The sequence below is a fragment of the Desulfomicrobium salsuginis genome, from assembly GCF_054657795.1.
In genome coordinates this window covers 1,381,684-1,404,106 of sequence record NZ_BAAHYA010000001.1, presented here as the reverse complement: position 1 = coordinate 1,404,106, position 22,423 = coordinate 1,381,684, and the positions used below count along the sequence as shown (strand labels likewise).

Annotated in this window: 23 protein-coding genes; 16 read left to right on the top strand and 7 right to left on the bottom strand. The window is 63.4% G+C overall.

The genetic code is table 11. The features are described 5' to 3' along the window. Positions 1-154: 154 nt before the first annotated feature. Genes flgB through ACYQ3G_RS06305 form a run of 7 tightly spaced genes read left to right on the top strand, consistent with a single transcriptional unit; the run spans position 155 to position 6,043 of the window. Complete coding sequence (gene flgB, locus ACYQ3G_RS06335; RefSeq protein WP_459823823.1) at positions 155-565, top strand: flagellar basal body rod protein FlgB; 411 nt, start codon at positions 155-157, stop codon at positions 563-565. Then, entirely contained in the window at positions 565-1,002 is a 438-nt protein-coding gene (gene flgC, locus ACYQ3G_RS06330) for a flagellar basal body rod protein FlgC (RefSeq protein ID WP_459823821.1), read from the top strand. The genes flgB and flgC overlap by 1 nt, the downstream gene beginning before the upstream one ends. 36 nt (positions 1,003-1,038) lie before the next feature. Further along, complete coding sequence (fliE, locus tag ACYQ3G_RS06325) at positions 1,039-1,362, top strand: flagellar hook-basal body complex protein FliE (RefSeq protein WP_028576247.1); 324 nt, start codon at positions 1,039-1,041, stop codon at positions 1,360-1,362. 25 nt (positions 1,363-1,387) lie between these two features. Further along, positions 1,388-2,998 carry a flagellar basal-body MS-ring/collar protein FliF gene (fliF, locus tag ACYQ3G_RS06320; RefSeq protein WP_459823818.1) on the top strand — a complete coding sequence of 537 codons (1,611 nt, stop codon included), beginning with the start codon at positions 1,388-1,390 and terminating at the stop codon, positions 2,996-2,998. Beyond that, a complete protein-coding gene (fliG, locus tag ACYQ3G_RS06315) occupies positions 2,999-4,009 on the top strand; it encodes a flagellar motor switch protein FliG (protein WP_028576249.1) in 1,011 nt (336 codons plus the stop codon). Continuing rightward, positions 4,002-4,700 carry a FliH/SctL family protein gene (locus tag ACYQ3G_RS06310; RefSeq protein WP_459823814.1) on the top strand — a complete coding sequence of 233 codons (699 nt, stop codon included), beginning with the start codon at positions 4,002-4,004 and terminating at the stop codon, positions 4,698-4,700. Before fliG ends, ACYQ3G_RS06310 begins: the two co-directional genes overlap by 8 nt. Next, the gene (locus tag ACYQ3G_RS06305; protein ID WP_459823811.1) at positions 4,697-6,043 is read left to right on the top strand and encodes a FliI/YscN family ATPase; all 1,347 of its coding nucleotides are present in this window, start codon (positions 4,697-4,699) and stop codon (positions 6,041-6,043) included. The genes ACYQ3G_RS06310 and ACYQ3G_RS06305 overlap by 4 nt, the downstream gene beginning before the upstream one ends. On the opposite strand, the gene ACYQ3G_RS06300 is transcribed toward ACYQ3G_RS06305, so the two are convergent. Together ACYQ3G_RS06300 and rfaE2 are read right to left on the bottom strand one after the other, a co-directional pair. Beyond that, a complete protein-coding gene (locus ACYQ3G_RS06300; protein WP_459823808.1) occupies positions 6,040-7,815 on the bottom strand; it encodes a GspE/PulE family protein in 1,776 nt (591 codons plus the stop codon). The genes ACYQ3G_RS06305 and ACYQ3G_RS06300 overlap by 4 nt on opposite strands. Next, positions 7,805-8,308: a D-glycero-beta-D-manno-heptose 1-phosphate adenylyltransferase gene (gene rfaE2 / locus ACYQ3G_RS06295; RefSeq protein ID WP_459823805.1), complete on the bottom strand. Its 504-nt coding sequence runs from the start codon at positions 8,306-8,308 to the stop codon at positions 7,805-7,807. Before rfaE2 ends, ACYQ3G_RS06300 begins: the two co-directional genes overlap by 11 nt. A gap of 69 nt (positions 8,309-8,377) precedes the next feature. On the opposite strand from rfaE2, the gene ACYQ3G_RS06290 reads away from it, so the two are divergent. The 6 genes from ACYQ3G_RS06290 to ACYQ3G_RS06265 all read left to right on the top strand — a co-directional run bounded on the left by ACYQ3G_RS06290 (position 8,378) and on the right by ACYQ3G_RS06265 (position 13,480). Beyond that, on the top strand, positions 8,378-9,151 hold the full coding sequence (locus ACYQ3G_RS06290) for a hypothetical protein (protein ID WP_459823802.1): 774 nt from the start codon (positions 8,378-8,380) through the stop codon (positions 9,149-9,151). 36 nt (positions 9,152-9,187) lie between these two features. Beyond that, positions 9,188-9,721, top strand: a complete 534-nt coding sequence (locus ACYQ3G_RS06285) for a hypothetical protein (RefSeq protein ID WP_459823799.1) — start codon at positions 9,188-9,190, stop codon at positions 9,719-9,721. Beyond that, complete coding sequence (gene coaBC, locus ACYQ3G_RS06280) at positions 9,718-10,929, top strand: bifunctional phosphopantothenoylcysteine decarboxylase/phosphopantothenate--cysteine ligase CoaBC (protein WP_459823796.1); 1,212 nt, start codon at positions 9,718-9,720, stop codon at positions 10,927-10,929. The genes ACYQ3G_RS06285 and coaBC overlap by 4 nt, the downstream gene beginning before the upstream one ends. After that, positions 10,905-11,528: a hypothetical protein gene (locus ACYQ3G_RS06275; protein ID WP_459823793.1), complete on the top strand. Its 624-nt coding sequence runs from the start codon at positions 10,905-10,907 to the stop codon at positions 11,526-11,528. The genes coaBC and ACYQ3G_RS06275 overlap by 25 nt, the downstream gene beginning before the upstream one ends. A gap of 119 nt (positions 11,529-11,647) precedes the next feature. After that, complete coding sequence (locus ACYQ3G_RS06270) at positions 11,648-12,655, top strand: NAD-dependent epimerase (RefSeq protein WP_459823790.1); 1,008 nt, start codon at positions 11,648-11,650, stop codon at positions 12,653-12,655. Positions 12,656-12,691: 36 nt separating this feature from the next. Beyond that, entirely contained in the window at positions 12,692-13,480 is a 789-nt protein-coding gene (locus tag ACYQ3G_RS06265; RefSeq protein WP_459823788.1) for a ParA family protein, read from the top strand. Here ACYQ3G_RS06265 and ACYQ3G_RS06260 read toward each other — a convergent pair. Continuing rightward, on the bottom strand, positions 13,456-13,866 hold the full coding sequence (locus ACYQ3G_RS06260; protein ID WP_459823785.1) for a hypothetical protein: 411 nt from the start codon (positions 13,864-13,866) through the stop codon (positions 13,456-13,458). The two genes, ACYQ3G_RS06265 and ACYQ3G_RS06260, sit on opposite strands and share 25 nt — an antisense overlap. 93 nt (positions 13,867-13,959) lie before the next feature. Here ACYQ3G_RS06260 and ACYQ3G_RS06255 point away from each other — a divergent pair, with 93 nt between their 5' ends. Both ACYQ3G_RS06255 and ACYQ3G_RS06250 read left to right on the top strand, forming a co-directional pair. Continuing rightward, positions 13,960-14,844: a ParB/RepB/Spo0J family partition protein gene (locus ACYQ3G_RS06255; RefSeq protein ID WP_459823782.1), complete on the top strand. Its 885-nt coding sequence runs from the start codon at positions 13,960-13,962 to the stop codon at positions 14,842-14,844. Then, the gene (locus ACYQ3G_RS06250; protein ID WP_459823779.1) at positions 14,841-15,860 is read left to right on the top strand and encodes a bifunctional heptose 7-phosphate kinase/heptose 1-phosphate adenyltransferase; all 1,020 of its coding nucleotides are present in this window, start codon (positions 14,841-14,843) and stop codon (positions 15,858-15,860) included. The genes ACYQ3G_RS06255 and ACYQ3G_RS06250 overlap by 4 nt, the downstream gene beginning before the upstream one ends. Positions 15,861-15,875: 15 nt before the next feature. Here the strand turns inward: ACYQ3G_RS06250 and ACYQ3G_RS06245 are convergent, their stop codons facing one another. After that, the gene (locus ACYQ3G_RS06245) at positions 15,876-16,424 is read right to left on the bottom strand and encodes a type I restriction enzyme HsdR N-terminal domain-containing protein (RefSeq protein WP_459823777.1); all 549 of its coding nucleotides are present in this window, start codon (positions 16,422-16,424) and stop codon (positions 15,876-15,878) included. Between the two features lie 127 nt (positions 16,425-16,551). On the opposite strand from ACYQ3G_RS06245, the gene ACYQ3G_RS06240 reads away from it, so the two are divergent. Beyond that, complete coding sequence (locus tag ACYQ3G_RS06240; RefSeq protein ID WP_459823774.1) at positions 16,552-17,982, top strand: DNA integrity scanning protein DisA nucleotide-binding domain protein; 1,431 nt, start codon at positions 16,552-16,554, stop codon at positions 17,980-17,982. 10 nt (positions 17,983-17,992) lie between these two features. Here ACYQ3G_RS06240 and ACYQ3G_RS06235 read toward each other — a convergent pair whose 3' ends face one another. The 3 genes from ACYQ3G_RS06235 to ACYQ3G_RS06225 are packed head-to-tail and all read right to left on the bottom strand — an operon-like array spanning position 17,993 to position 22,118. Next, the gene (locus tag ACYQ3G_RS06235) at positions 17,993-20,503 is read right to left on the bottom strand and encodes a [protein-PII] uridylyltransferase family protein (protein ID WP_459823771.1); all 2,511 of its coding nucleotides are present in this window, start codon (positions 20,501-20,503) and stop codon (positions 17,993-17,995) included. Between the two features lie 36 nt (positions 20,504-20,539). Further along, the gene (locus ACYQ3G_RS06230; RefSeq protein WP_028576263.1) at positions 20,540-20,878 is read right to left on the bottom strand and encodes a P-II family nitrogen regulator; all 339 of its coding nucleotides are present in this window, start codon (positions 20,876-20,878) and stop codon (positions 20,540-20,542) included. Between the two features lie 22 nt (positions 20,879-20,900). Further along, complete coding sequence (locus ACYQ3G_RS06225; protein WP_459823767.1) at positions 20,901-22,118, bottom strand: ammonium transporter; 1,218 nt, start codon at positions 22,116-22,118, stop codon at positions 20,901-20,903. Between the last annotated feature and the right edge of the window lie 305 nt (positions 22,119-22,423).

Below are 22,423 nucleotides of genomic sequence, written 5' to 3'. Positions count from 1 at the left end.
CCCCGTCGCCCCATTTCCATTGCCAATATGCCGGATTAACACGCGTATCCCGACTTCCTCGTTTCTGGAATGGTCATTGCAAAACCGTCGTCGTCAACGACCCGGCTCCGCCGCTGCGCGGCCAAGCACATGCCGGAATGACAAGGGGTTACCGATGAAAAGCATGTTTCCCGAACACCTGGATCTGACGGCCAAGGTCATGGATTTCCAGCTCCAGCGTCAAAACATCGTCAGCGCCAACATGGCGAACATCAATACGCCCGGCTACAAGGCGCGTCACCTGGAGTTCGAAAAGGACCTGCAGGCCGCCCTGGGACTGGCCGAGGGCGGGGCCATGGCCAGGACGCATCCGGACCATTTCCCGGCGCCCTTCTCGCCGGAACAGACCGAAGCCAGCGTGACCAAATCCCTGACGCCCAGGGTCATCCAGGGCGTGGACAACGTGGACCTGGACACGGAAATGGCGGCCATGGCCAAGAACAACCTGCTCTACAGCGCCCTGACCACGGTCATGCAAAAGAATTTCGCCGGCATGAAGCAGATCATACAGGATGGAGGCAAATAATGGACTTCATGACATCCATCGACATCGGCGCGTCCGCCCTCAAGGCCGAACGCACCCATTTGAACGTCATCTCCATGAACCTGGCCAACGCCAAGACCACCAGAACCGTGGGCGGCGGACCCTATCGCCGCAAGGAAGCCATCTTCAAGGAGACCGAGGTGGACAGTCCCTTCTCCAAGGCCATGAACGCGGCCCTGGACCAGGACGCCAAGGGCGTACGGGTCGAATCCATCCAGAACGACCGCAGGCCCCTGAAGCAGGTCTACGAACCCGGACACCCTGACGCCAACGAGGAAGGTTACGTCAGCTACCCGGACATCAACGTGGTGGAGGAGATGACCAACATGCTCCAGGCCATGCGCGCCTACGAGGCCAACGTCTCGACCATCACCACATCCAAGAACATGTTCACCAAGGCCCTGGAAATCGGCCGCTAGGCCACACACTGACGAATAGCACGAAGGAGGAGTTCCATGGCGGTGTCACCGATGGCCATCAAGGCCTATTCCGCGGCCAGCGAGCTTTTGAACAATCCCAAGGGGCTCGGCGCCAAGAAGGGCGCCACGGCCGAGGCGACACGGTCCTTCGCCGAGACCATCGAGGAGTCCCTGGCCACGGTCAACGACATGCAGGCCGAAAAGGGGCGCATGATCCAGGATTTCGCCTCGGGCAAATCCCAGAACGTGCACGAACTGATGATCTCCCTGCAGAAAGCCGGACTGGCCATGGACATGACCTCGGCCGTGCGCAACAAGGTCATGCAGGCCTACCAGGAACTCATGCGGATGCAGTTCTGATCCGTAATCGCAACGAGGACGCACCATGCCCCCATTTCTGCAGACCACTCTGGCCAAGGCCACGGACTTCTGGACCAACAAATCCCTGGCCCAGCGCATCCTCCTCGGAGGGCTGCTGGCCTCGCTCATCGTCACGTTCTTCGGCATGATCTTCTGGATGAACAGAACCGACTACAAGGTCCTCTACAGCCAGCTCTACCAGGAAGACGCCGCCAGCGTGGTCAGCTACCTGCAGAAGGAGAAGATCCCCTACCAGATCTCCGAAGGCGGGACGGCCATATTGGTGCCCGCGGACCAGGTCTACGAGGCCCGGCTCAAGCTGGCCGGTGAAGGCTCCCTGCACGGCCAGGGCGTGGGCTTCGAGCTCTTCGACGAGAACAACATCGGCCAGACCAACTTCGTGCAGGGCATCAACTACCAGCGCGCCCTGCAGGGCGAACTGTCACGCACCATCTCGGAGCTGGCCGAAGTCGAGAGCGCCCGCGTGCACCTCGTGCTGCCGAGCAAGAGTCTCTTCGTCGAGGAGCAGGCCCCGCCGTCGGCAGCCATCATGCTCAAGCTCAAAGGCGGCCGCTCCCTTTCGTCCCAGCAGGTCCAGGCCATCGTCAACCTGGTGTCCACCAGCGTCGAAGGCATGACGGCCGAACACATCACCCTGGCTGACAGCCGGGGCAAGGTCCTGTACGAGCCCAAGTCCGACACGGACATGACGGGCATGACGTCCACGCAGCTCGAATATCAGACGGGCCTGCAGCGCAGCCTCGAACAGCGCATCGAGCAGCTTCTGGTGCCCATCGTCGGCCCCGGCCGGGTCATCGCCCGGGTCAACGCCGACCTGGACTTCAACCGCACGACCATCCGCAAGGAAATCTTCGACCCCAAGTCCGCCGTGGTCCGCAGCGAGGTCAAGAGCGAGGAGGAGAGCCGCGGCTCGGCCAATGTCGCCGGCGGCACGCCCGACCCCAATTACCAGGGCGAGAACGACCGGACGGCCTCGGGCACGGCCCAGTCCAGCACCCGTACCTCCGCCACCACCAATTTCGACATCAACCGCGAGGAGCAGCAGATCGTCTCGCAGGTCGGCAGCATCAAGCGCCTGAGCGTGGCCGTTCTGGTTGACGGGAAGTACACGCAGCAGCAGGATGGGACCTTCGCCTTCGAGGCCCTCCCCGCCGACCAGCTCGCCCAACTGCGTCAGCTGACCCAGCGGGCGGTGGGCTTTGACGACCAGCGCGGCGACGCCATAGAGGTGTCTTCCATCTCCTTCGGCGAGCCGGCAGGAGCCGAGCAGGCCCCGCTGCTGGACGTGGCCTCCAGGTACTTCCAGCTTCTGGGCAAGCCGCTTCTGAACACGCTGGTCATCCTGCTCTTCCTGCTCTTCGTGGCCCGTCCCGTGGTCCTGGCCCTCATCCGGCCCAAGGTCACGGAGCCCACCACGGTGCAGGAGGCCCAGGAACTCGGCGCGGCCCAGGAGCTCATGGCCCTGACCGAAGGCATGAGCGACGAGGACCTGGCCGCCGTGGACGCGGTCAAGCGCATCGAGAACGCCAAGCATCTGGCGCAGCAGCTGGTGGATCAGAACATGGACCAGGCGGTCATGATCATGCGCCAGTGGCTGACCCAGGGAGAAGCATAAATGGCTGCACCAGTCGGCAAGCTCACGGGCCCCCAGAAAACGGCCGTCCTCATCCTGGCCCTTGGCGACGCCTTCGCCTCGGAAGTCTTCAAGAAATTCGACCGCGCCGAGATCACGGCCGTGTCCCGGGCCATGGCCAAACTCGACTCCGTGGGCAAGGAACAGGCCGAAGAAGTGCTGCGGGAATTCAACCAGGCCATGACCATCGGCAAGGAGATGCTCTACGGCGGCCCCGAACAGGTGCGCAAGATGATCTCCTCCAACCTGGACTCCGACACGGCCCGCTACATCCTGGACGAACTCGATTTCGACTCGGGCCCGGTTCCCTTCAAGGAACTCGGCAACGTCAGCCCCAAGATCCTGGCCCAGATCCTGCGCAACGAGCACCCGCAGACCCTGGCCCTCATCCTGGGCCACCTGCCGCCCGAAAGCGCCGGCAACCTGCTGCAGAACATGGGCCCGGGCGTACGGGCCGAGGTGCTCATCCGCCTGGCCAAGCTGGAGGCCGTGGCCGAGGAGATGCTCGTCGAGGTGGACCGCGTGCTGCAGAGCCAGCTCATCGCCATCGGCGGCAAGGAAGGCCGCAAGGTGGGCGGCGTGAGCTCCGTGGCCGAGATCCTGAACGCCATCGACCGCGCCACCGAAGAGGAGATCATGGCCGACATCGAAGAGGAGAGCGCGCAGCTGGCCGAAGAGATCAAGCAGCTCATGTTCGTCTTCGAGGACATCATGAAGATCGACGACCGCGGCATCCGCGAGATTCTCAAGGAGATCAGCAACGAGGACCTGACCATGTCCCTCAAGACCGCTCCCGAGGAACTGCGCGAGAAGTTCTTCAAAAACCTGTCCGAGCGCGCCGGCAACATGATCCGCGAAGACCTCGAGATTATGGGCCCGGTCAAGCTTTCGGAAGTCGAGTCCGCACAGCAGAACATCGTCAAGCAGGTGCGCCGCCTGGAGGCCGAGGGCCGCATTGTCATCGCCGGCAGCGGAGGCGAAGTCCTTGTCTGAGCACCCTCCCCTCACCGGAAGGCTCATCCGCGGCATGCGCCACGGCGATTTCAACGTCATGAACCGCCCCGCGTCCGCAACCTGGAACGACGAAACAGAGGCCAGATACATGGAACAGGTACGGGAACGCGCCCAGCAGATGGCCAGGGAGATCCTGGCCCAGGCCCTGGCCGAGGCCGAGCGGATCCGCCGCCAGGCCATGGACGACGGGCTGGCGGCCGCCCGGCATGAAGCCAAGGCGCTCGCCGAGGCCGAGGCCGCCAAGGTCGCCGGTTTCCTTAGCCAGTTGCAGGCCGCCCTGGCCGCCGAAAAGGAGCGCGTCGCCGCCGATCACCGGCAGACCCTTTTCCGCGTCCTGCAGCTGGCCTTCGAGAAAACACTCGGCGTGATGCTCGACGAGGAGCGCGAGCGCGTGCTGAACGCCCTGTTCGACGAGGCCATCGCCCAACTCCAGACCACGGGCTGCATCACGGTCCACGTCTGCCCGGCCGATCTGGACCTGGCCAAAAGCCTCGTCGAGAAGACCCGGGAGCAGCGCCCGGACCTGCCCGAACTGCGCGTCTGCCAGTGCGCGGACCTTGAACTCGGCGGCGTGCGCATCGAAAGCGGGGACGGCCTGGTGGACAACTCCGTGGCCAGCCGCTTCGAACAGGTCCGGGCCATCCTCGACGGGTTCAAGGACAATTCATGACCGCCGACCTGGACGGCACGCTGCAGCTCCTCTCGGGCCTGCAGCCGGCCCAGGCCTACGGCAAGGTGACCAAGGTCGTGGGCCTGGTGGCGGAAGGCCGCGGCATCAAGGCCCCCCTGGGCTCCGTGTGCCAGCTGCTGCCCGGCGACCCGAACCGGCCGGTCATCAACGCCGAGGTCGTGGGCTTCCGCGACGACGTCATGCTGCTCATGCCCTACGGCGAGATGCGCGGCATCCGGCCCGGCAGCCTCATCCGCAACACGAGCACGCCGCCACATTTCCCCGTGGGCCAGCGCTATCTCGGCCACGCCGTCGATGCCTTCGGCGCGAGCCTCGACCCCGGCGTGACCCTCCAACCTGCCCGCCACTATCCCCTGCACGCCGACCCGCCCAACCCGCTGACGCGCCCTCGCATCACCGACCCCCTGGACGTGGGCGTGCGCGCCATCAACGGGCTGCTGACCCTGGGCAAGGGCCAGCGCGTGGGCATCATGGCCGGCTCGGGCGTGGGCAAGAGCACGCTCATGGGCATGTTCGCGCGCTACACGTCGGCCGACGTCAACGTCATCGGGCTTATCGGCGAACGCGGCCGCGAGGTGGTGGATTTCATCGAGAAGGATCTGGGGCCCGAAGGGCTGGCGCGGTCGGTCCTGGTTGTGGCCACCTCGGACCAGGGCCCGCTGGTGCGCATGCGCGCGGCCTACGCGGCCACGGCCATGGCCGAGTTCTTCCGCGACCAGGGCAAGGACGTGCTCTTCATGATGGACTCGGTCACGCGCTTCGCCATGGCCGCGCGCGAGGTGGGCCTGGCCGCGGGCGAGCCGCCGACCACGCGGGGCTACACGCCGACGGTCTTTTCCCACCTGCCGCGATTGCTTGAGCGGGCCGGCAGGTCGGCCGAGGGCAGCATCACCGGCATCTACACCGTGCTGGTCGAAGGCGACGACTTCAACGAGCCCGTGGCCGACGCCGTGCGGTCCATCCTGGACGGCCACATCGTCCTGACCCGCGACCTTGCGGACCAGGGCCACTACCCGTCCATCGACGTCCTCAAGAGCGTCAGCCGCCTGGCCTCGGACGTGACCCCCGGCCCCGTGATCGCCGCCGGGCGAAAGCTCATCCGGCATCTGTCAACCTTCCGGCGCGTCGAGGACATGGTCAACATCGGCGCGTACGCCCAGGGCACCAACGCCGAGATCGACCAGGCCCTGGAGATGATCTCGCCCATCAGAAACTACCTTCAGCAAAACATCGAGGAGCGCTCCACCCTGGAGCAATCCTTCGACGCCCTGCAGAAGCTCACGGGGCAGCCCGTCCACAAGTCCGTCAGGCCACGCGCCTAATCGATGGAACCTCCGGCCACGCGCAGCACCTCCTCGTAGGTCGTCACGCCGCGGACGACGCGCTCCATGCCGTCGTCCATGAGGGAGCGCACGCCCTTCCTGCGCACCAGCGACCGCAGGTCCGCCAGGTCCACGTTGCGGCGGATGGCCTCCTTGACCTCCGTGTCGTAGGGCAGGATCTCGAAGATGCCCGTGCGCCCGTAATAGCCCGTCTGGCGGCAGTGATCGCAGCCGCGCCCCTTCCACAGCATCTGGTCCTTGGCGATGTAGCCCGCCAGCCCCAGGGCCGTAATCTCGTCGTAGTCCGGCTTGAATTGCGCCTTGCAGTTCGGGCAGATGTTGCGCACCAGGCGCTGGGCCATGCAGCCGATGACGGCGGCGTTGATGAGGTAGGCGTCCAGGCCCAGGTCCAGCAGGCGGGTCAGGGCGGAACTGGCGTCGTTGGTGTGCAGGGTCGAGAAGACGATGTGCCCGGTCAGGGCGGCCTGCACGGCCTGCTCCGCCGTCTCCAGGTCGCGCATCTCGCCGATCATGACGATGTCGGGGTCCTGGCGCAGGATGTGGCGCAGCATCTGCCCGAAGGTCACGCCGATGCGCGACTGGATGCCGATCTGGTTGAAGTCGTCCACCACCATTTCGATGGGGTCTTCGAGAGTGACCACGTTGACCTGCGGGTTGGCCAGGACCTTCAGGGTCGAGTACAGCGTCGTGGACTTGCCGCTGCCCGTGGGGCCCGTGACCAGGATGAGGCCGTAGGTGTGGCGCAGGAAGCGGCTGAAGGTCTCGAACTGCTCGGGCAGCATGCCCAGCTCCTGCAGGTTCTTGAGGGTGCTGTCGCTGGAGAGCAGGCGCATGACCATCTTCTCGCCGAAGGCCACGGGCACCGTCGAGACGCGCACGTCCGTGGGCACCCCGCCCAGCACCAGCTGCACGCGCCCGTCCTGGGGCCGGCGCTTTTCGGATATGTCCAGGCGGCTCATGCCCTTGAGCCGGTTGATCATGGCCAGGTGCACGGTCATGGGCAGGCGGTGCAGGTCGTGCAGAATGCCGTCGATGCGGAAGCGGACCAATGCGTGGTCGCGCTTGGGCTCGACGTGGATGTCGCTGGCCCGCTCGCGCAGGGCCGATCGCAGCAGGTAGTCCACGGCCTTGATGATGTGCCGCTGGGAGTCCGGGTCCGACTTGTCGGACACCTTGACCCGCGCCTCCAGGTTGCCGATCTCGTTGGAGGACATGAACTCGATCTCGGCGGCCTGGATGGCCGTGCGGAACTGGTAATAGTCGTCGATGAGGCGATTGATGTCCTGGCGGGTGGAGAGGAAGACCTTGTAAGGCAGGTCGCTGACCCGCTCCATGTCGTGCCACAGCTCGGGACGGAAGGGGTTGAAGACCGCAAGTTCCAGTTCCCCGTCGCGGATCATGATCGGGACCAGGGTGTTCATGCGCGCGAAGCTTTCGGAGATGGTCCTGGTGGTCACCTCCAGGTCCAGGTCGAAGGGGTCCACGCGCCTGAACTCCAGCCCCTCGCGGCGCGCCACGGCCTTGAGGATGACGTCCTCGGTGATGCGCATCTCGGGCCCGCCGGGTTCCTTGGGCGCCTTGCGGATGTTGAAGCGGATGAGGCTGTCGATGCCCTCGCCGCAGTCCAGGTCGATGTCGTTCTTGCGCGCGTGCTCGGTGATGATCTCCGCCTGGGCCGCGCTGATTTCCCCTTCGCTCGTCAGGGTCTCCAACAGATACCGCAGGGAATAGGTGATCCGCTTATTCTTCACGCCGATCTGCATGGCTTCCCCCCGCGTTCAAGGCCAGAATTCTGTCGATGATGCCCGTGGTCGAATGGCCGGGGAGCAGCGGGATGGACAGCACCCTGCCGCCGCGCTCCTCGACCAGGTCGCGGCCGACGATGCGGTCCACGCTCCAGTCGCCGCCCTTGACCAGAATGTCCGGGGCCACGGCCCTGATCAGCTCGTACGGGGTATCTTCCTCGAAAATCACGACGTGGTCGACGCAGGACAGGGCCGACAGGACCATGGCCCGGCTGGCCTCGTCGTTGACGGGCCGGGTCGGCCCCTTGAGGCGGCGCACCGAGGCGTCGCTGTTCAGGCCGACCACGAGGCGTTCGCCAAGATCCCGCGCGCGCTGGAGATAGTCCACATGGCCGGGGTGCAGGATGTCGAAGCAGCCGTTGGTGAAGACCACCCCGCCCCTGCCGGCGAGCCGGTGCGCCTCGTGGCGCCCTAAAATCTTGTTCCTGGTGTTGTGCATGGGCTCATGGGGTTTGACGTGAGCAAGGCCGTGCCGTACATGACGCGGAAAATTCCGCCGGGTAACGCGATGTCCAAAAGCTGGCTTCAGACCAAACACGATTCCTTTGTCCGTGACGTGCTGCGCGATTTCTGCCAAATCGCCAGCGCCATGGAAACACATTTTTCCGAATTCGACGCCAGCGGGTCCGTCAGCTTCCATTTCTTCGACGACATCCTCGGCCGGCAGAACAGCAAGGGCCCTCTGTGGCGCCTCAAGGACACGTCCCACCTGCTGTTCCGCAACGAGGAGCCGTCGCACCTGTCGGTCCTTGGCGAATACCTGGACTGGGCTCTGGGCTACATCTTCCACGAGTGCATCAAGCTCAAGGAGGACGCCTACCAGCAGATGAACTACAAACCTCGCTTCAAGCAGCTGCAGCGCAGCACGTCCCTGACTCCGGAGGAGCAGCACATCGGCTCCGAACTCTACGCCGTCATCAGGCAGACGTCCGAAAGCATCGAACGGGAAGTGCGCCGCGTGCGCTTCATCCTCTTCCACTGCAAGCGCATGTTCATCCTATATCTTCCCCAGCACCGTGAAAACCCCTTGCTGGCGCGTTTTCTGTACGCGCAGAACGACCTTGTGCGCGGCGTGTTCAAAGGGTACGCCGACGAATTGATAGAGGCCGTCTACCGCGACGGCGTGCACCGCATGTACGAACTGGCCGCCCAGTCCCTGGAGGAGGGCGGCTGGCTCGACGAAGCGTCCAAGGCGCGGGCCGCCGCGGCCAAGGAACCGCGGCCGGAAAAAAAGCTTGAAATCGCCACCGGCGATGCTAGGTTTTCGAACACTGGCTCGTGATATTTCCAAACTTTAACGAACGTGAAGGATGCCATCATGCGTTACCTGAAATGTCTCGTCCTCGCCCTGCTGCTCGCCTCGTGGGGCTGCGCCGGATCGGATCTCATGGGCTCCGGTTCCGAGGACCCGGCAGCGCCCAAAGTGCAGCAAAGCTTCTTCTATGATTACAACGACATACGCGTCCCGGAAGAGATGGAGATCCAGACCGACAAGTCCTCCATCACCCCGACGGCCGACGGCAAGTTCGGCACCATGAAGTTCAAGGGTTGGGCCGAACCCATTTCCCTCTTCGACTTCTTCTTCCACAACATGCCCAAGGACGGCTGGACCATGGTCACCTACCAGAAGTACCAGCGCTTTTTCCTGGTCTTCACCAAGGACAACCGGGTCTGCATGATCAACATCGAGGAGACGCCCCTCTGGTACACCTGGCTCGAAATCAAGGTCAGCCCGAAGGTCGGCAACACATACTCCCCGGCCTATTCCACCGGCGGCCAGCCCATGGACACCTATCCCTCCTCGGGGACCACGGGCGCGCCCGCGGAAGGTGAGAGGACCCTCAGCCAGTGATCCCGGCCCACTATCTCTTCGACACGTTTCACGGGAAACGCGTCCATCTCGGAGTCACGGGCTCCATCGCAGCCTACAAGGCCCTGGACCTGACCAGGGCCTTTCTTCGTCTGAACATCCAGGTCGGCGCGACCCTGACGGAGTCCGCCCGCCGGTTCGTCACGGACCTGTCTTTCGGGGCCCTGGGCGCAGACCCCCTGTTCACGGACATGTTCGCCCGGGGCATGGACTACGACCACCTCGAACCGGCCGTGGCCGACGCGTTCGTCGTGGCCCCGGCAACGGCCAACACGCTGGCCAGGATGGCGAACGGACTGGCCGACGACCTGCTCAGCTGCCAGCTTCTGGCCTACCCCGGCCCCGTCCTCGTGGCGCCGGCCATGAATCCCCGCATGTGGTCCGCTCCGGCTACCAGACACAACTGGGAGGTCTTGGGACAGCGAGGTGTCATGCGGATCGAACCGGATTGCGGCAGCGTGGCCTGCGGCGACACCGGCCAGGGCCGGCTGGCGCCCCTGGAGGAAATTTTCATCCGCACCCTGGCCGCCCTCTCCCCCCAGGACATGCGCGGCAAGAAGGTCATGCTGACCCTGGGGCCCACGCGTGAATATTTCGACCGCGTCCGCTTCTGGTCCAACCCGTCCACCGGGACCATGGGTGCCTGCCTGGCCATCGCCGCGGCCCTGCGCGGCGCTGAAGTCACGGCCGTAACCGGCCCCGTGGATCTGCCCCTGCCGGCCATGATCCGCCGCATCCCCGTGGTCTCGGCCCGGGAGATGTTCGAGGCGGCACGCGACGTGTTCCCGTCCCAGGACATCGGCTGCTTCACGGCTGCCGTGGCTGACTTCCGGCCGCCGGCCTGCGAGTTGGGCAAGTTCAAGAAAGGCGGCGCGCCCCTGGCCCTGACCTTCGAACCCAACCCCGACATCCTGGCCACCCTGAGCGGCCGCAAGAAACCCGGACAGGTGACCGTCGGCTTCGCGGCCGAGGCCCAGGACCTGGAACGCAACGCCGCCGGCAAGCTTGAGCGCAAGAACCTCGACCTCATCGTGGCCAACCCCGTGGGCGAGGCCGGGGCCGGCTTCGCCACGCCGACCAACCGCGTGCTCGTCATGGACCGCCACGGCAGGCGGGAATCCTGGCCGCAGTTGCCCAAGACCGAAATCGCCTGGAGGATCTGGGATTGGATCTCGATGAATACGCCCTGACCGAAGCCCAGCGCACGCTGAAGCGTCTCGGCATCACCCACCTCTGGCGCCAAAAAGATTCTGCTCTGCAAGAAACCGCCCCGGCTGTTGCAAGCACCGCGGCCACGGCACCGGACACCGTTCCCCTACCTGCCTCTCCGCGCAGGCCGGCCCAAAAACCGAGCCAAACCGAGGAGCCTGTGCCGCCGCTTCTGCGCTCCCTGTTTCACGGGAAACAATCGCCCGTCCGCACGCTGTGGACCTACACCGGCCTGTTTGCCGACATGCAGCAGCCCACCCCGCCCCCGCGCCTGGACATGTTCAGGAAAATCCAGGCCAGCGTCCGCTCGCACCTGGGCTGGCCGGAGAACGACATCTGCGCGTGGCCCCTTGATGTTTCGCCAGGACTCTTTGCCCAGGGCATGCGGTTTTTCGTTCCACGCATCATCATCTGCTTCGGACCGGCGTCGCCCGTTTCAGGAGATCCGAACTCCGGCAACGCCGTTGCCGTGTTTGGCAGCTCCGAGCTTCGGCTGCTGCCGAACCTCGAAGACATGGCTGCAGGCGACAAGCAGCTCAAAAACGACGCCTGGCAGATTCTGCAGGGCATCCGCAGCTGAATTTCCCTCCCGTCTGTCCGTTCCACCTGCCTCATTTTTCACGCACACAATTCCGTATTGCTCAGAAATGCTTGTTGCGCTAGGTGAACTCCATTGTCACGTTTCACATGGAGCACCGCATGAAAATTCTCATCACGGGCGCCGCGGGGTTCATCGGCTTTCACCTCGCCAAGCGTTTCGCCGCCGCCGGAGCGGACGTCTACGGCATCGATAATCTCAACGATTACTACTCGGTAGCGCTGAAGAAAGACCGCTTGCGCCAGCTCGAAACAGAGCAGAATTTCCGTTTCGAACCCATTGACCTGGCCGACGGCGAATCCCTGAACGAACTTTTCAAGGCCTTCGGGTTCACCCACGTCGTCAACCTGGCGGCTCAGGCCGGGGTGCGCTACTCGCTCATCAACCCGAAATCCTACATAAACTCCAACATCGTCGGCTTCGCCAACCTGCTGGAGTGCTGCCGCCACAACGGCGTGGAACACCTGGTCTACGCCTCGTCAAGTTCCGTCTACGGGCTGAACACGCACATGCCTTTCTCGGTTCACGACAACGTCGACCACCCCGTCAGCCTCTACGCCGCCAGCAAGAAGTCCAACGAACTCATGGGCCACACCTACAGCTACCTCTACAAGCTGCCGACCACGGGCCTGCGATTCTTCACGGTCTACGGGCCGTGGGGACGGCCCGACATGGCGCTGTACCTCTTCACCAAGGCCATCTGCGACGGCAAGCCCATCAACGTCTTCAACCACGGCAAGATGCGCCGGGACTTCACCTACATCGACGACATCGTCGAAGGGGTGTTCCGCGTCGTGCACCGCATCCCCGAACCCAACCCCGGGTGGGACGGCAACGCACCGGACCCGTCCTCCTCGCCCGCCCCTTACAGGCTCTACAACATCGGCAACAACAACACCGTCGAGCTGGAGCGATTCATCACCGTCCTGGAGGACGCCCTCGGCCGCAAGGCCGTGCGCAACTACATGGACCTGCAGCCCGGTGACGTGCCGGCCACGTACGCCAATGTCGACGACCTGATCCGCGACGTCGGATTCAAGCCGTCCACGACCATTGAAGAAGGAATTTCGAGGTTTATCGACTGGTACAAGGACTATTACCGCAACTAGTTTCCCGTGAAACAACTGGACCGGGAGGACGAACCTTTGGCGCAGACAATCGTTTTGGCGAATCAGAAAGGCGGCGTGGGCAAGACGACGACCACCGTGAACTTGGCGGCCTCGCTGGCGGCCATGGAGCGGCGGGTGCTGGTCATCGACTGCGACCCCCAGGCCAACGCGTCGAGCGGGCTTGGAGTCGACGTGAGCGGCGTCCGAAGTTCCGTGTATCAGGCCCTTTTCGACCCTAGGTCGGCCTCAAGGGCCATTGTCGGGTCGGACATGGACTTTTTGAAGATCATGCCTTCGACGCCGGACCTTGTGGGCGCCGAACTCGAACTGAGCGGGGAGCGCGACCGGGAGTTCATGCTGCGCGCCGTCGTGCAGGGCCTGGAAAAGGACTTCGACTACATCCTCATCGACTGCCCGCCCTCCTTGGGCCTCATCACGATCAACGCCCTGTGCGCTGCCCGGTGGCTGCTCGTGCCCCTGCAATGCGAATACTACGCCATGGAGGGCATCGCGCAGCTCATGAAGACGTACGGATTGGTCAAGGAACGGCTCAACCCGAAGCTGGACATCCTGGGGATTCTGCTGACCATGTTCGACAAACGCAACAAGCTCTCCTTCATGGTCGAACGCGAGGTGCGGGACCATTTCGGAGAGCTTGTCTTCAGCACGTCCATACCGCGGAACGTACGCCTGTCGGAGGCCCCGAGCCATGGCCTGCCGGCCATCCTTTACGACATCCGCTCCCTGGGCACCCAGTCGTACATTTCCCTGGCCCAGGAGATCATCGAGTGTCCCCGGCTTCAGCCGCAGGTGCAGGACGCGTGAGGCGCGCAGGTGACCGTGACCTTGTCCTTGAAGTGGCGCTTGGTGATGCGCGAACCGCAGCCGGCGCACCTGAAGGACAGCAGGCCGCCCATGTTGGCCGCGGCCAGGGTGAACTTGCGCGGCTCGTCGGCCTGCCAGTCCTCGGTGGTGGCGCCGCAGGTTTCGCAGGTCACATCCGTGGGGAGGTCATAGCGGAGGTCCCAGTATTTGACCAGAAGGTCATAGTCGGCCATAGGCTCGACCAAGGGTTTCTCCGAAGGGCAAAGCTTGTCGAGGACGGCAAGGACATGCTTGCCGACATGCTGCCACATCTCCTCTTCCAGAAAGACGCCCTGGGGCTGGCCCTTGGCGTCGACGACATATCTGATGGCCGTTTCCTTGTTCACATGGGCTCCTGAAGTTGAAGTTACAAACAGCTTTTCTCTAAATACGAAACGCTCGGGGTCAACGACCCTGACCCAAACATCCGCGGGTGGATTATGACTCTCAAGAAACGCGGGCTCGGACGCGGGCTTGATGTACTCATCAAGAGCCGCAATGTCGAACCCGAACATGAAGCCGAAATCGTGAACCTGAACATCGAGGCCCTGAGCCCCAACATTCACCAGCCCCGCCACCATTTCGACCAGGCCGCGCTGGAGGAACTGGCCGCGTCCATCAAGGCCCAGGGACTCATCCAGCCCATTCTGGTGCGTCCGCTACCTGAAAGCGGCAAATACGAGATCGTGGCCGGAGAGCGCCGCTGGCGGGCCTGCCAGATGGCGGGCCTCAGAAGCATCGACTGCATCGTCCGCACCATGGACGACTACGAGAGCATGGCCATCGCGCTCATCGAGAACCTCCAGCGCGAGGATCTCAACCCCATGGAGGAAGCCCGTGCCCTGGGGCAGATCAAGGAGCATTTCGAAATCACCCAGGAGGAGTTGGCGGACAAGGTCGGCAAGAGCCGCCCTGCCGTGACCAACAGCCTGCGCCTCCTGCGTCTGCCGCAGACCGTGCAGACCATGCTGGAGGACGCGACGCTGTCGGCCGGACACGCCCGATCCCTCCTCGGGCTGACCGAGGAAAAGGACATGGAGGACGTGGCCGCCATCATCGTCGCCAAGGGGCTCAACGTCCGGGCGACGGAAGAGATGATCAAGAAGTTCAAGCAAAAGAAAGGTCGGGGCGCCAACGCTGGAACACGCAGAAAACCGGTTGCCGAGGATATCGCCAAGGTCCTGTCGGGGCTGAACAAACGTTTCTCCATCAAGCATTCCGGGTCATTGAAGAAGGGCAAGATCATCCTGTCCTATGCCAGCAGCAAGGAGCGTGAACGGATCGCCGCCTTGCTCGAACGCATGGCCGAGGAGGAACACACATGAACCTGGCCTTCAACGCGTCCCGCATGATCGGCTCCCGCGTGCTGATCATCGGCGACATCATGCTCGACCAGTACCAGAAAGGGGTTGTCGAACGCATCTCGCCCGAAGCGCCAGTGCCCATCGTCAAGGTCACGGACCAGAGCTTCAAGATCGGCGGCGCGGGCAACGTGGCGCAGAACGTCGCCACCCTGGGCGGCAAGCCGACCCTCATCAGCCTGTGCGGCGAGGACGCCTACGGCCGCAATCTGATCGAAATCTGCACGGAACTCGGTGTGGAATGCCGCCTGATCACGTCGCAATTCAGGGAAACGACCCTCAAGACGCGCATCATCGCCGCCCACCAGCAGATGCTGCGTGTGGACCGGGAAACGGACAGGCCCCTGGACAGCCTCGAATTCTCGAAACTGACCGAGGCCGTGGACGCCAGGATCGATGAGTTCGATACCGTCATTCTCTCGGACTACGGCAAGGGCGTCATCTCGGAAAAATTCCTGACCTGGTTGCACGGGCGAAAGAAAACCGGACAGAAAGTCATTCTCGACCCCAAGACATGCAACTTCCCGCACTACTCCGGCCTGTACGGCATGACGCCCAACACCAAGGAGGCGTCGGAAGGGGCCGAGATGCCCATCAGGTCCCGCGAGGACATCATCGAAGCCGGGAAAAAGATCATCCGTGAACGCAGCCTGCAGACACTGGTCATCACCCTGGGCGCGGACGGCATGGCCGTGTTCCTGCCCGGAGCGGGCGTCTTCCACCTGCCGACCATGGCCAAGAAGGTTTTCGACGTGACGGGAGCCGGGGACACGGTCATCGCCACCATCGCCCTGGGCCTCAGTTCCGGGCTCGATCTGCTGAGCGCAAGCATCCTGGCCAACTGCGCCGCAGGCTTGGTCGTGGGACAGGTGGGAGCCGTCGGCGTGAGCCAGGAGGAACTGACCGAGGCACTCGGCGCCTGGACTTCGGTCCACCACGAAAAATGGTGCGACCTCGCGGCCGCACCACCTTCGGAATAAAAACCACCAGGGGGGTTACAGGCTGCACGCTCCGCCACAGCATGGCCCCCCCAGGCCCGTGTAGGCAGTCAGTATCCTTCGCTCCTTGAGCAGACGTTCCTCGCCGAATGGAGGACATGCGTGCTCCCCGGCCAAGGGCGCTAAATCCCACCACAGGGGTATGGCGTAAAAACCCGAGGCAATGGCGTCGCCAGTTCTGGACTCGACGAGAACAAGTTCCATGGAATCCGTCACGGCGACAAGAGGAAACGGGGCAGGAAGATGGATACGGGCCGCGGCCACGCTTTCGCGGATAAAGGTGCCAACCTCGCCCGGACAGAAGAAAAGGGCCAGCAAAGGCTCTCCGGCGGGACCGAAAACCGCGAGGTCGACAACAGCCGACTGGCTCTCGCCGCCGACTTCGTAAACAAGCTCATATTTGGGCAGGACACTCTCACGCGGGTATTTCCTGTCTTCGACCAGCATGCGCGCCAAGGCCTGACGCAGGTCCTCGTAGGTCGTGTCCATGATTTCCCTGCCCGTGAGGTAGTCCGTGATGACACGGTTCAGGCTGACTTCATGCATGTGTACCTCCGGTATTTCATGTCACAACATAAGCCTTCCGACTCGACACGCAAGCCATCGCGACGGGTACGCGTTGACCCGTTGCCAGGCGTGGGGTAGTAACGCCGCAAACCTCTGGAAGGTAGTCATGCAGGACCTGTTCTTCCTCAAATGCGTCGATCACATCCACGGCGGCCTGGCCAACGGGCTGACGCGTTTTTCTGGTCCGAGCCGGGCGGCGATCGTGTATGCCATGCGCAAGGACGGACCTGTACATGTCTACGATCCGCACGACCTGCTGCGGGGCCACGAGCCGCGGCTGCGGGAGCTGTATCTCAAGGACGGGTTCTGGAAGCAGTGCACGAGAGCCGAGACGCGTGAGGAAGCAGTGCACTGCAGGAGCCTCGACCTGACCGGTCTGGTCTCCTATGGCGGCAACTACCGCAACATTTTCCACCAGATGTGGTTCACGGAGCAACACCCGGACATGTGCTCGACCGGGCCCACGCAGTGCTGGCTGGAATACGCCTGCCGACTGCTGTCCCAGGACCTCGGCACGCGCAGCATCCTGGACCTGGAGACCTCAAGCTACGTCTTGCAGGATTTCGCCACACACGCCGTGCGCGACCACATCGTCGACATCCGCAACCTGAGCGTCGGTCCGGACACCGGACTTCGCATTTACCCCCTCCTCGAAGCGATCCTGAGCATTTCCAAGACCCAGGAAGAAGGCAAATGGCCCCACGGGGACCTCATCTTCGTGGAGCCAAGCCACATCGACCGGGTGCACTACCTGGCCACCTTCGGGGAATTCGAGCGGCCGGCCATGAAGGACATCAAACACATCAGAAAGCTGCTGCAGTCCGTGGAAGGGAACCGGCACAAACTGGTCAGCGACGGGCAGCAGATCGTCGGCATCGGCACCGGCCGCATGCCCGACTTTTCCGTGATGGCGGAATTCAGGGGCCGACACGGCTTCATCCGCCTGCAAGACGAGACGGTGTGCAGCTTCGCCGACGGCAGCTACCACTCCTCCACCCGTAAGGCCAACCTGGTGCAATTGGAAGAAGCGCTGCTGGAATTGAACCTCGATTCGAACAAGACGTACTCCATCATGAAGGTCGTCGGCGTGCTGGTCAGCAGCGCCCAGGAAAGAAAACACGGCTGCGCGCTGGTCCTGGACTACGGGAGCCCCCTGGCCAGCATTTCCGGGCAGCACCTGGAATCCCCCCTGGATTTGAAGCGGCACATGGACCTGGAGCTGGCCACGGCGCTGGCCAAGGTCGACGGCGCCCTGCACATCGACATGATGTACCTGAAGCTGAACGCCTTCGCCACGCTTCTCGACGGCCGGGCCGTAGCCGGGGAGAACAGGTCCCGCGGCGCGCGCTTCAACTCGGCCCTCAGGTTCACGGCTGACCACGATCAGGTCATCGTGGTGGTGGTCAGCTCCGACCGCCCCATCTCCGTCATCCAGCACGGAACGGAACTCAAGGCCGCCTGCGATTGGATTCCCAGGTATCAATGCCTCTCCACCCCACCCACTCTCGAAAAGTGGATCGAGGACGCCGTTTCCTGAAACCGGCGTTTCACGCGTACAGGCTGCAGATCAGCAGGCGCAGGGAGCGCGCCAGAGCTTCACATTCAACGGCTGGAATCTTCTCACCGCCTTCGCGGATGTGCAGGATGTCCATGGCCTTGTCCTTCTGCGTGGCAATTTTGGCAAAAATGAGATCAATACCGAGCCGGTAGAGGGAAAGGGACACCGTAGCCAGCAATCCGGGTACGTCCGGTGCCTGGATGGAAAGGACGGTGTGGAAGTCCGAAGCGTCGTTGTCGAAGTCGACGCGCACCAGTTCCGGGTCCAGGGCGAAGACCTTCTTCAGGCGTGGCGGAACCTGCACGGGCAGCCGGTCGAGTTCGGTTTCGTCGCGAAAGAGCCGTTCGAGGGTTGAACGGCAGGCCTGCACGGTTTCGTCGGCATAAAGCGGATCAAGGGGCTCCGTGACCCAAAAAACGTCGACGACGGTCCTGTCGTCCCAGACGCAGAGCTCGGCCGCCAGGACGGACAAGCCGTGCCGGGACAGGGCGGAACAGACGCGGGCGAAAAGTCCGGGCCTGTCCGTGGAGACGAGGGTCAGGCGCAGGGCTTTCGTGCTGGTCTTGTGCTCCCAGGCGAATTGGAACGGCGGGGCATCCTGGCGCCGGGCGAAACTGCGGACGAGTTCAATGTGCTCGACGATGCGCCGGGGACTTGTCTGCATCAGATAGCGTGGGGGCATGAGGCCGAGATAGCGCTCGAACTCGGCAACGGAGAGGTGCCCCGGCCGCTGGGCGCGCAAGGAATCGCGAAGGCGGCTCAGTCGGTGGACGCGGTTGTCCTCGGACAGGAAACCGTATTCGAGCACGCGGCGGGTCTTGAAATACGTTTCGCGCAGCAGGTTCTCGATCCAGGGAGTCCAGGCCTTGGGTCCCGTGGCCATGGAGTCGGCCCAGGTCAGCAGGGTCAGCAGGCGCAGGAGCCGCACATCGCCGAGTTTGGCGGCCAAGCCGTGAATGACGGACTCCTCGCCCAGGTCGCGCCGCGTTGCCGTATGCACAAGCAGCAGATGGTGTTCGACGAGAAAGGCGCACTCTGCGGCAAATGCGGCGTCAAAGCCGAGACGGGCCAGAATGATGCGGGTCATTTCAGCGCCCTTACGGGCGTGGTCGTCGTCCCCCTTGGCGATGTCGTGGAGCAGGGCCGCCCAGCGCAGGCAGGGGGCATCGCCCAAGTCGGCCAGATCGTCGCCGAGGAATTCGTGCCCGGCGTCGAAAGATGCGAGCTGCCTGACTGTTTCGACCAGATGCGGCCCGGCCGGCAGCTTGTGGTATGCGTCGAACTGGACGAGATTTTCGATGCCGCCGAACTCGGGCAGGAAGCTGCGCAGAAAACCCACTTCAAGCATCTGTTCCAACGCACTGGCTGCGGTCGTTCCGCCCAGGATTTCCCCAAAGCGTCCGGCAATGCCCCGTGGCCACCCGGTATCGGGAGCCAACTCGGCCAGGCGGTCCTGAATGATGCGCCGGGTCTGCCAGCCGATGGGCACGCCCGTCTGGGCACTGTGCCGAAAGAGTTCCAGAATGTTGGCCGGGTCGGCCACCAGTACGGAAAAATCGAGCCCCACGTCCCCACTGGCAACCGCGCTTCCGGCGCACAGTGCTTGGGCCTTGCCCAGACAGAGGCGGCAGAGCAGGCTGATTTCGGACATGGCCCTGTGCAGGTCCGACAGGAAACGCTCGACCGCGCACCTGCCGCTGCTCGGGCCATAGCCGAGGGCGCTGGCCAATTCGGGCTGAATCTCCAGGTGCAAGGCGTCGTTCTTGCGCCGGGACAGGCGATGCAGAGCGCTCCTGACACGCGAGAGAAACGCGGCGTCCTGAGCCAGCGCACGACTTTCGGACTCCGACAGAAAGGGCGGATGCTCCCCGTTGCCGCGCCAAACGGCTTCGAGCCAGTGCATGGTCTGCAGGTCCCGTTGCCCTCCCCTGCCCTCTTTGAGATTCGGGGACAGGAGTTGGGAGGTGTCGCCGAAGCGCTGGTGACGCTCCTCGTGCCGCCTGGACAGCCAGTGGACCAACGCGGGACGAACCGGCCGAACCAGATCGCGCTGCACTCGCCGCTGGAACCGCTCGAAATCCTCCGCAACGCCGTAAAGCAGCCGCGCGTCAAGAAGGGAACAGAGCACCTCGTAGTCCGACCCGGCCAGGGAGATGGTTTCGGACACGGTCCTGATGCCATGCCCCACGTCAAAGCCGCTGTCCCAAAGGGGAAGGAATATGGCGGAGGCCAGGGCTTCGGAATCCGCCGCGCCTGGCCCCTTTTCATGGGCTTCAGGCAGGCAGACGAGTACGTCTATGTCCGAAAAGGGATAGAGTTCCCCGCGACCATACCCCCCGACAGCGAGGAGCAAGAAGGGGCCGGCGTCGGGCGCGATAGTCTCGCAGACCCCGCGAATCCAGGCGTCGACCTGAAGGGAAAACCACGCAGGGGAATGCGTATGGTCTGCTTCCCCTGCGCGGTAGGCATCGCGGGCCTGTCGCAATGATTCGATGGTCATGGGGTGAAGGGGCGGGAGGTCGTCCCGCCCCTGCGGCTAGAGGGCCGAAGCGCCGGACTCGCCGGTGCGGATGCGGATGGCGTTGTCGATGGTCGAGACGAAGATCTTGCCGTCGCCGATCTTGCCGGTCTTGGCCGCGGTCTGGATGACGTCGAGGGCCTGGTCGAGGATCTCGTCGTCGATGACGATCTCGATCTTGACCTTGGACACGAAGTCGACCTGATACTCGGCTCCGCGGTACACTTCCTTGTGGCCGCGCTGGCGGCCGAAGCCCTTGACCTCCGTCACGGTCATGCCCTGGATGCCCATGCCCGTCAGGGCTTCCTTGATCTCGTCAAGCTTGTACGGCCTGGTGATTATTTCCACTCGTTTCATGATTCCTCCAAAAGGTTGCCCGTTAGGCCTGATAGGCGGATTCGCTGTGCAGAGCCACGTCCAGACCGGCTTCTTCCTCTTCCTCGGTCACGCGCAGCGACGTGATGGCGCTGACAATTTTCAGCAGAGCATAGGTCACGATGAAAGAAAAGGCCAAGGTCGCCACCACGGACACGAACTGAATCCAGAGCTGGCCGGGGTTGCCGTAGAAAAGGCCGTCTGCGCCGGCGGCGTTGACCGCCTTGGTGGCGAAGAGGCCCGTGGCCAGTGCGCCCCAGATGCCGCCGATGCCGTGAATGCCGACCACGTCGAGACTGTCGTCGAACCCGAAGCGGGATTTGAGGCTCACGCCAAAGTAGCAGAAGATGCCCGCGCCAAGGCCGATGAGCACCGAGGGGATGACGCCGACAAAACCGGCCGCCGGAGTGATGGCCACCAAACCGGCCACGGCGCCAGAGGCCGCGCCCAGGGTCGTGGGCTTGCCGTGAAGCTTCCACTCCACGAAGAGCCAGGCCAGCATGGCCGTGGCCGCCGCCATGTGCGTGGTCACGAAGGCGCTACCGGCCAGCTCGTTGGCGGCCAGGGCGCTGCCGGCGTTGAAGCCGAACCAGCCGAACCACAGCAGGGCCGTTCCGATCATGGTCATGGGCAGGTTGTGCGGCAGGAAGGAGCGCTTACCCCAGCCCTTGCGCTTGCCGATGACCAAGGCCGCGGCCAGGGCGGCGCTGGCGGAACTCATGTGCACGACGGCCCCGCCGGCGAAGTCCAGGGCGCCCATCTTGAACATCCAGCCCCCGCCCCAGACCCAGTGGCACAGCGGGGCGTACACGAACGTGCACCACAGGACGATGAAGATGAGGAAGGCCGAGAAGCGCATGCGCTCGGCAAAGGCGCCGGTGATGAGCGCCGGCGTGATGATGGCGAACATGCACTGGAAGATCATGAAGACCATGTGCGGCAGGTTGGTGGCAATGGACTCGTGAGGCTGCATGCCCACGCCGGACAGGGCCAGGAAGTCCAGCCCGCCGATGAGCCCGTTCAGGTCCGTGCCGAAGGACAGGGAATAGCCCCAGAACATCCAGACCAGAGAAATGACGCCGATGGCGGCGAAACTCTGCATCATGGTGCCAAGGGCGTTCTTGGAACGGGTCATGCCCGCATAGAACAGGGCCAGCCCGGGGGTCATGAACATGACCAGGGCGGAGCAAACGATTATAAAAGCGGTATCGGTCGGATTCACAAAGCACCTCCATTTTTGTCGATACTGAGCAAGGCCGATGCCAACGAAAAAACATATTCAATTACAGCATGATGCCGTTGCTCGGGCTGACCGCGGCCACACGAGAAGATACAATTTCGTGCAGCGATACACAGCAATTTTCCTTTTTTGCAAAACAAACTCCTGGACATGACATCAATCAATGTAACAATGCACATTTTCGTAGCCGAACACGAACTCAAAATTCGACAATACGCATTTCACGCGGGCAGAACACGGAGCGACAACTGCCCACACGAAATAGGGCACCTCGAAATCGTGAAATT

Bases quoted from the DNA above. Each gene is read 5' to 3' on its own strand.
- flgB (WP_459823823.1), top strand. From the start codon at position 155: ATGAAAAGCATGTTTCCCGAACACCTGGATCTGACGGCCAAGGTCATG.
- flgC (WP_459823821.1), top strand. From the start codon at position 565: ATGGACTTCATGACATCCATCGACATCGGCGCGTCCGCCCTCAAGGCC.
- fliE (WP_028576247.1), top strand. From the start codon at position 1,039: ATGGCGGTGTCACCGATGGCCATCAAGGCCTATTCCGCGGCCAGCGAG.
- fliF (WP_459823818.1), top strand. From the start codon at position 1,388: ATGCCCCCATTTCTGCAGACCACTCTGGCCAAGGCCACGGACTTCTGG.
- fliG (WP_028576249.1), top strand. From the start codon at position 2,999: ATGGCTGCACCAGTCGGCAAGCTCACGGGCCCCCAGAAAACGGCCGTC.
- ACYQ3G_RS06305 (WP_459823811.1), top strand. From the start codon at position 4,697: ATGACCGCCGACCTGGACGGCACGCTGCAGCTCCTCTCGGGCCTGCAG.
- rfaE2 (WP_459823805.1), bottom strand. From the start codon at position 8,308: ATGCACAACACCAGGAACAAGATTTTAGGGCGCCACGAGGCGCACCGG.
- ACYQ3G_RS06290 (WP_459823802.1), top strand. From the start codon at position 8,378: ATGTCCAAAAGCTGGCTTCAGACCAAACACGATTCCTTTGTCCGTGAC.
- ACYQ3G_RS06285 (WP_459823799.1), top strand. From the start codon at position 9,188: ATGCGTTACCTGAAATGTCTCGTCCTCGCCCTGCTGCTCGCCTCGTGG.
- ACYQ3G_RS06270 (WP_459823790.1), top strand. From the start codon at position 11,648: ATGAAAATTCTCATCACGGGCGCCGCGGGGTTCATCGGCTTTCACCTC.
- ACYQ3G_RS06255 (WP_459823782.1), top strand. From the start codon at position 13,960: ATGACTCTCAAGAAACGCGGGCTCGGACGCGGGCTTGATGTACTCATC.
- ACYQ3G_RS06250 (WP_459823779.1), top strand. From the start codon at position 14,841: ATGAACCTGGCCTTCAACGCGTCCCGCATGATCGGCTCCCGCGTGCTG.
- ACYQ3G_RS06245 (WP_459823777.1), bottom strand. From the start codon at position 16,424: ATGCATGAAGTCAGCCTGAACCGTGTCATCACGGACTACCTCACGGGC.
- ACYQ3G_RS06240 (WP_459823774.1), top strand. From the start codon at position 16,552: ATGCAGGACCTGTTCTTCCTCAAATGCGTCGATCACATCCACGGCGGC.
- ACYQ3G_RS06235 (WP_459823771.1), bottom strand. From the start codon at position 20,503: ATGACCATCGAATCATTGCGACAGGCCCGCGATGCCTACCGCGCAGGG.
- ACYQ3G_RS06230 (WP_028576263.1), bottom strand. From the start codon at position 20,878: ATGAAACGAGTGGAAATAATCACCAGGCCGTACAAGCTTGACGAGATC.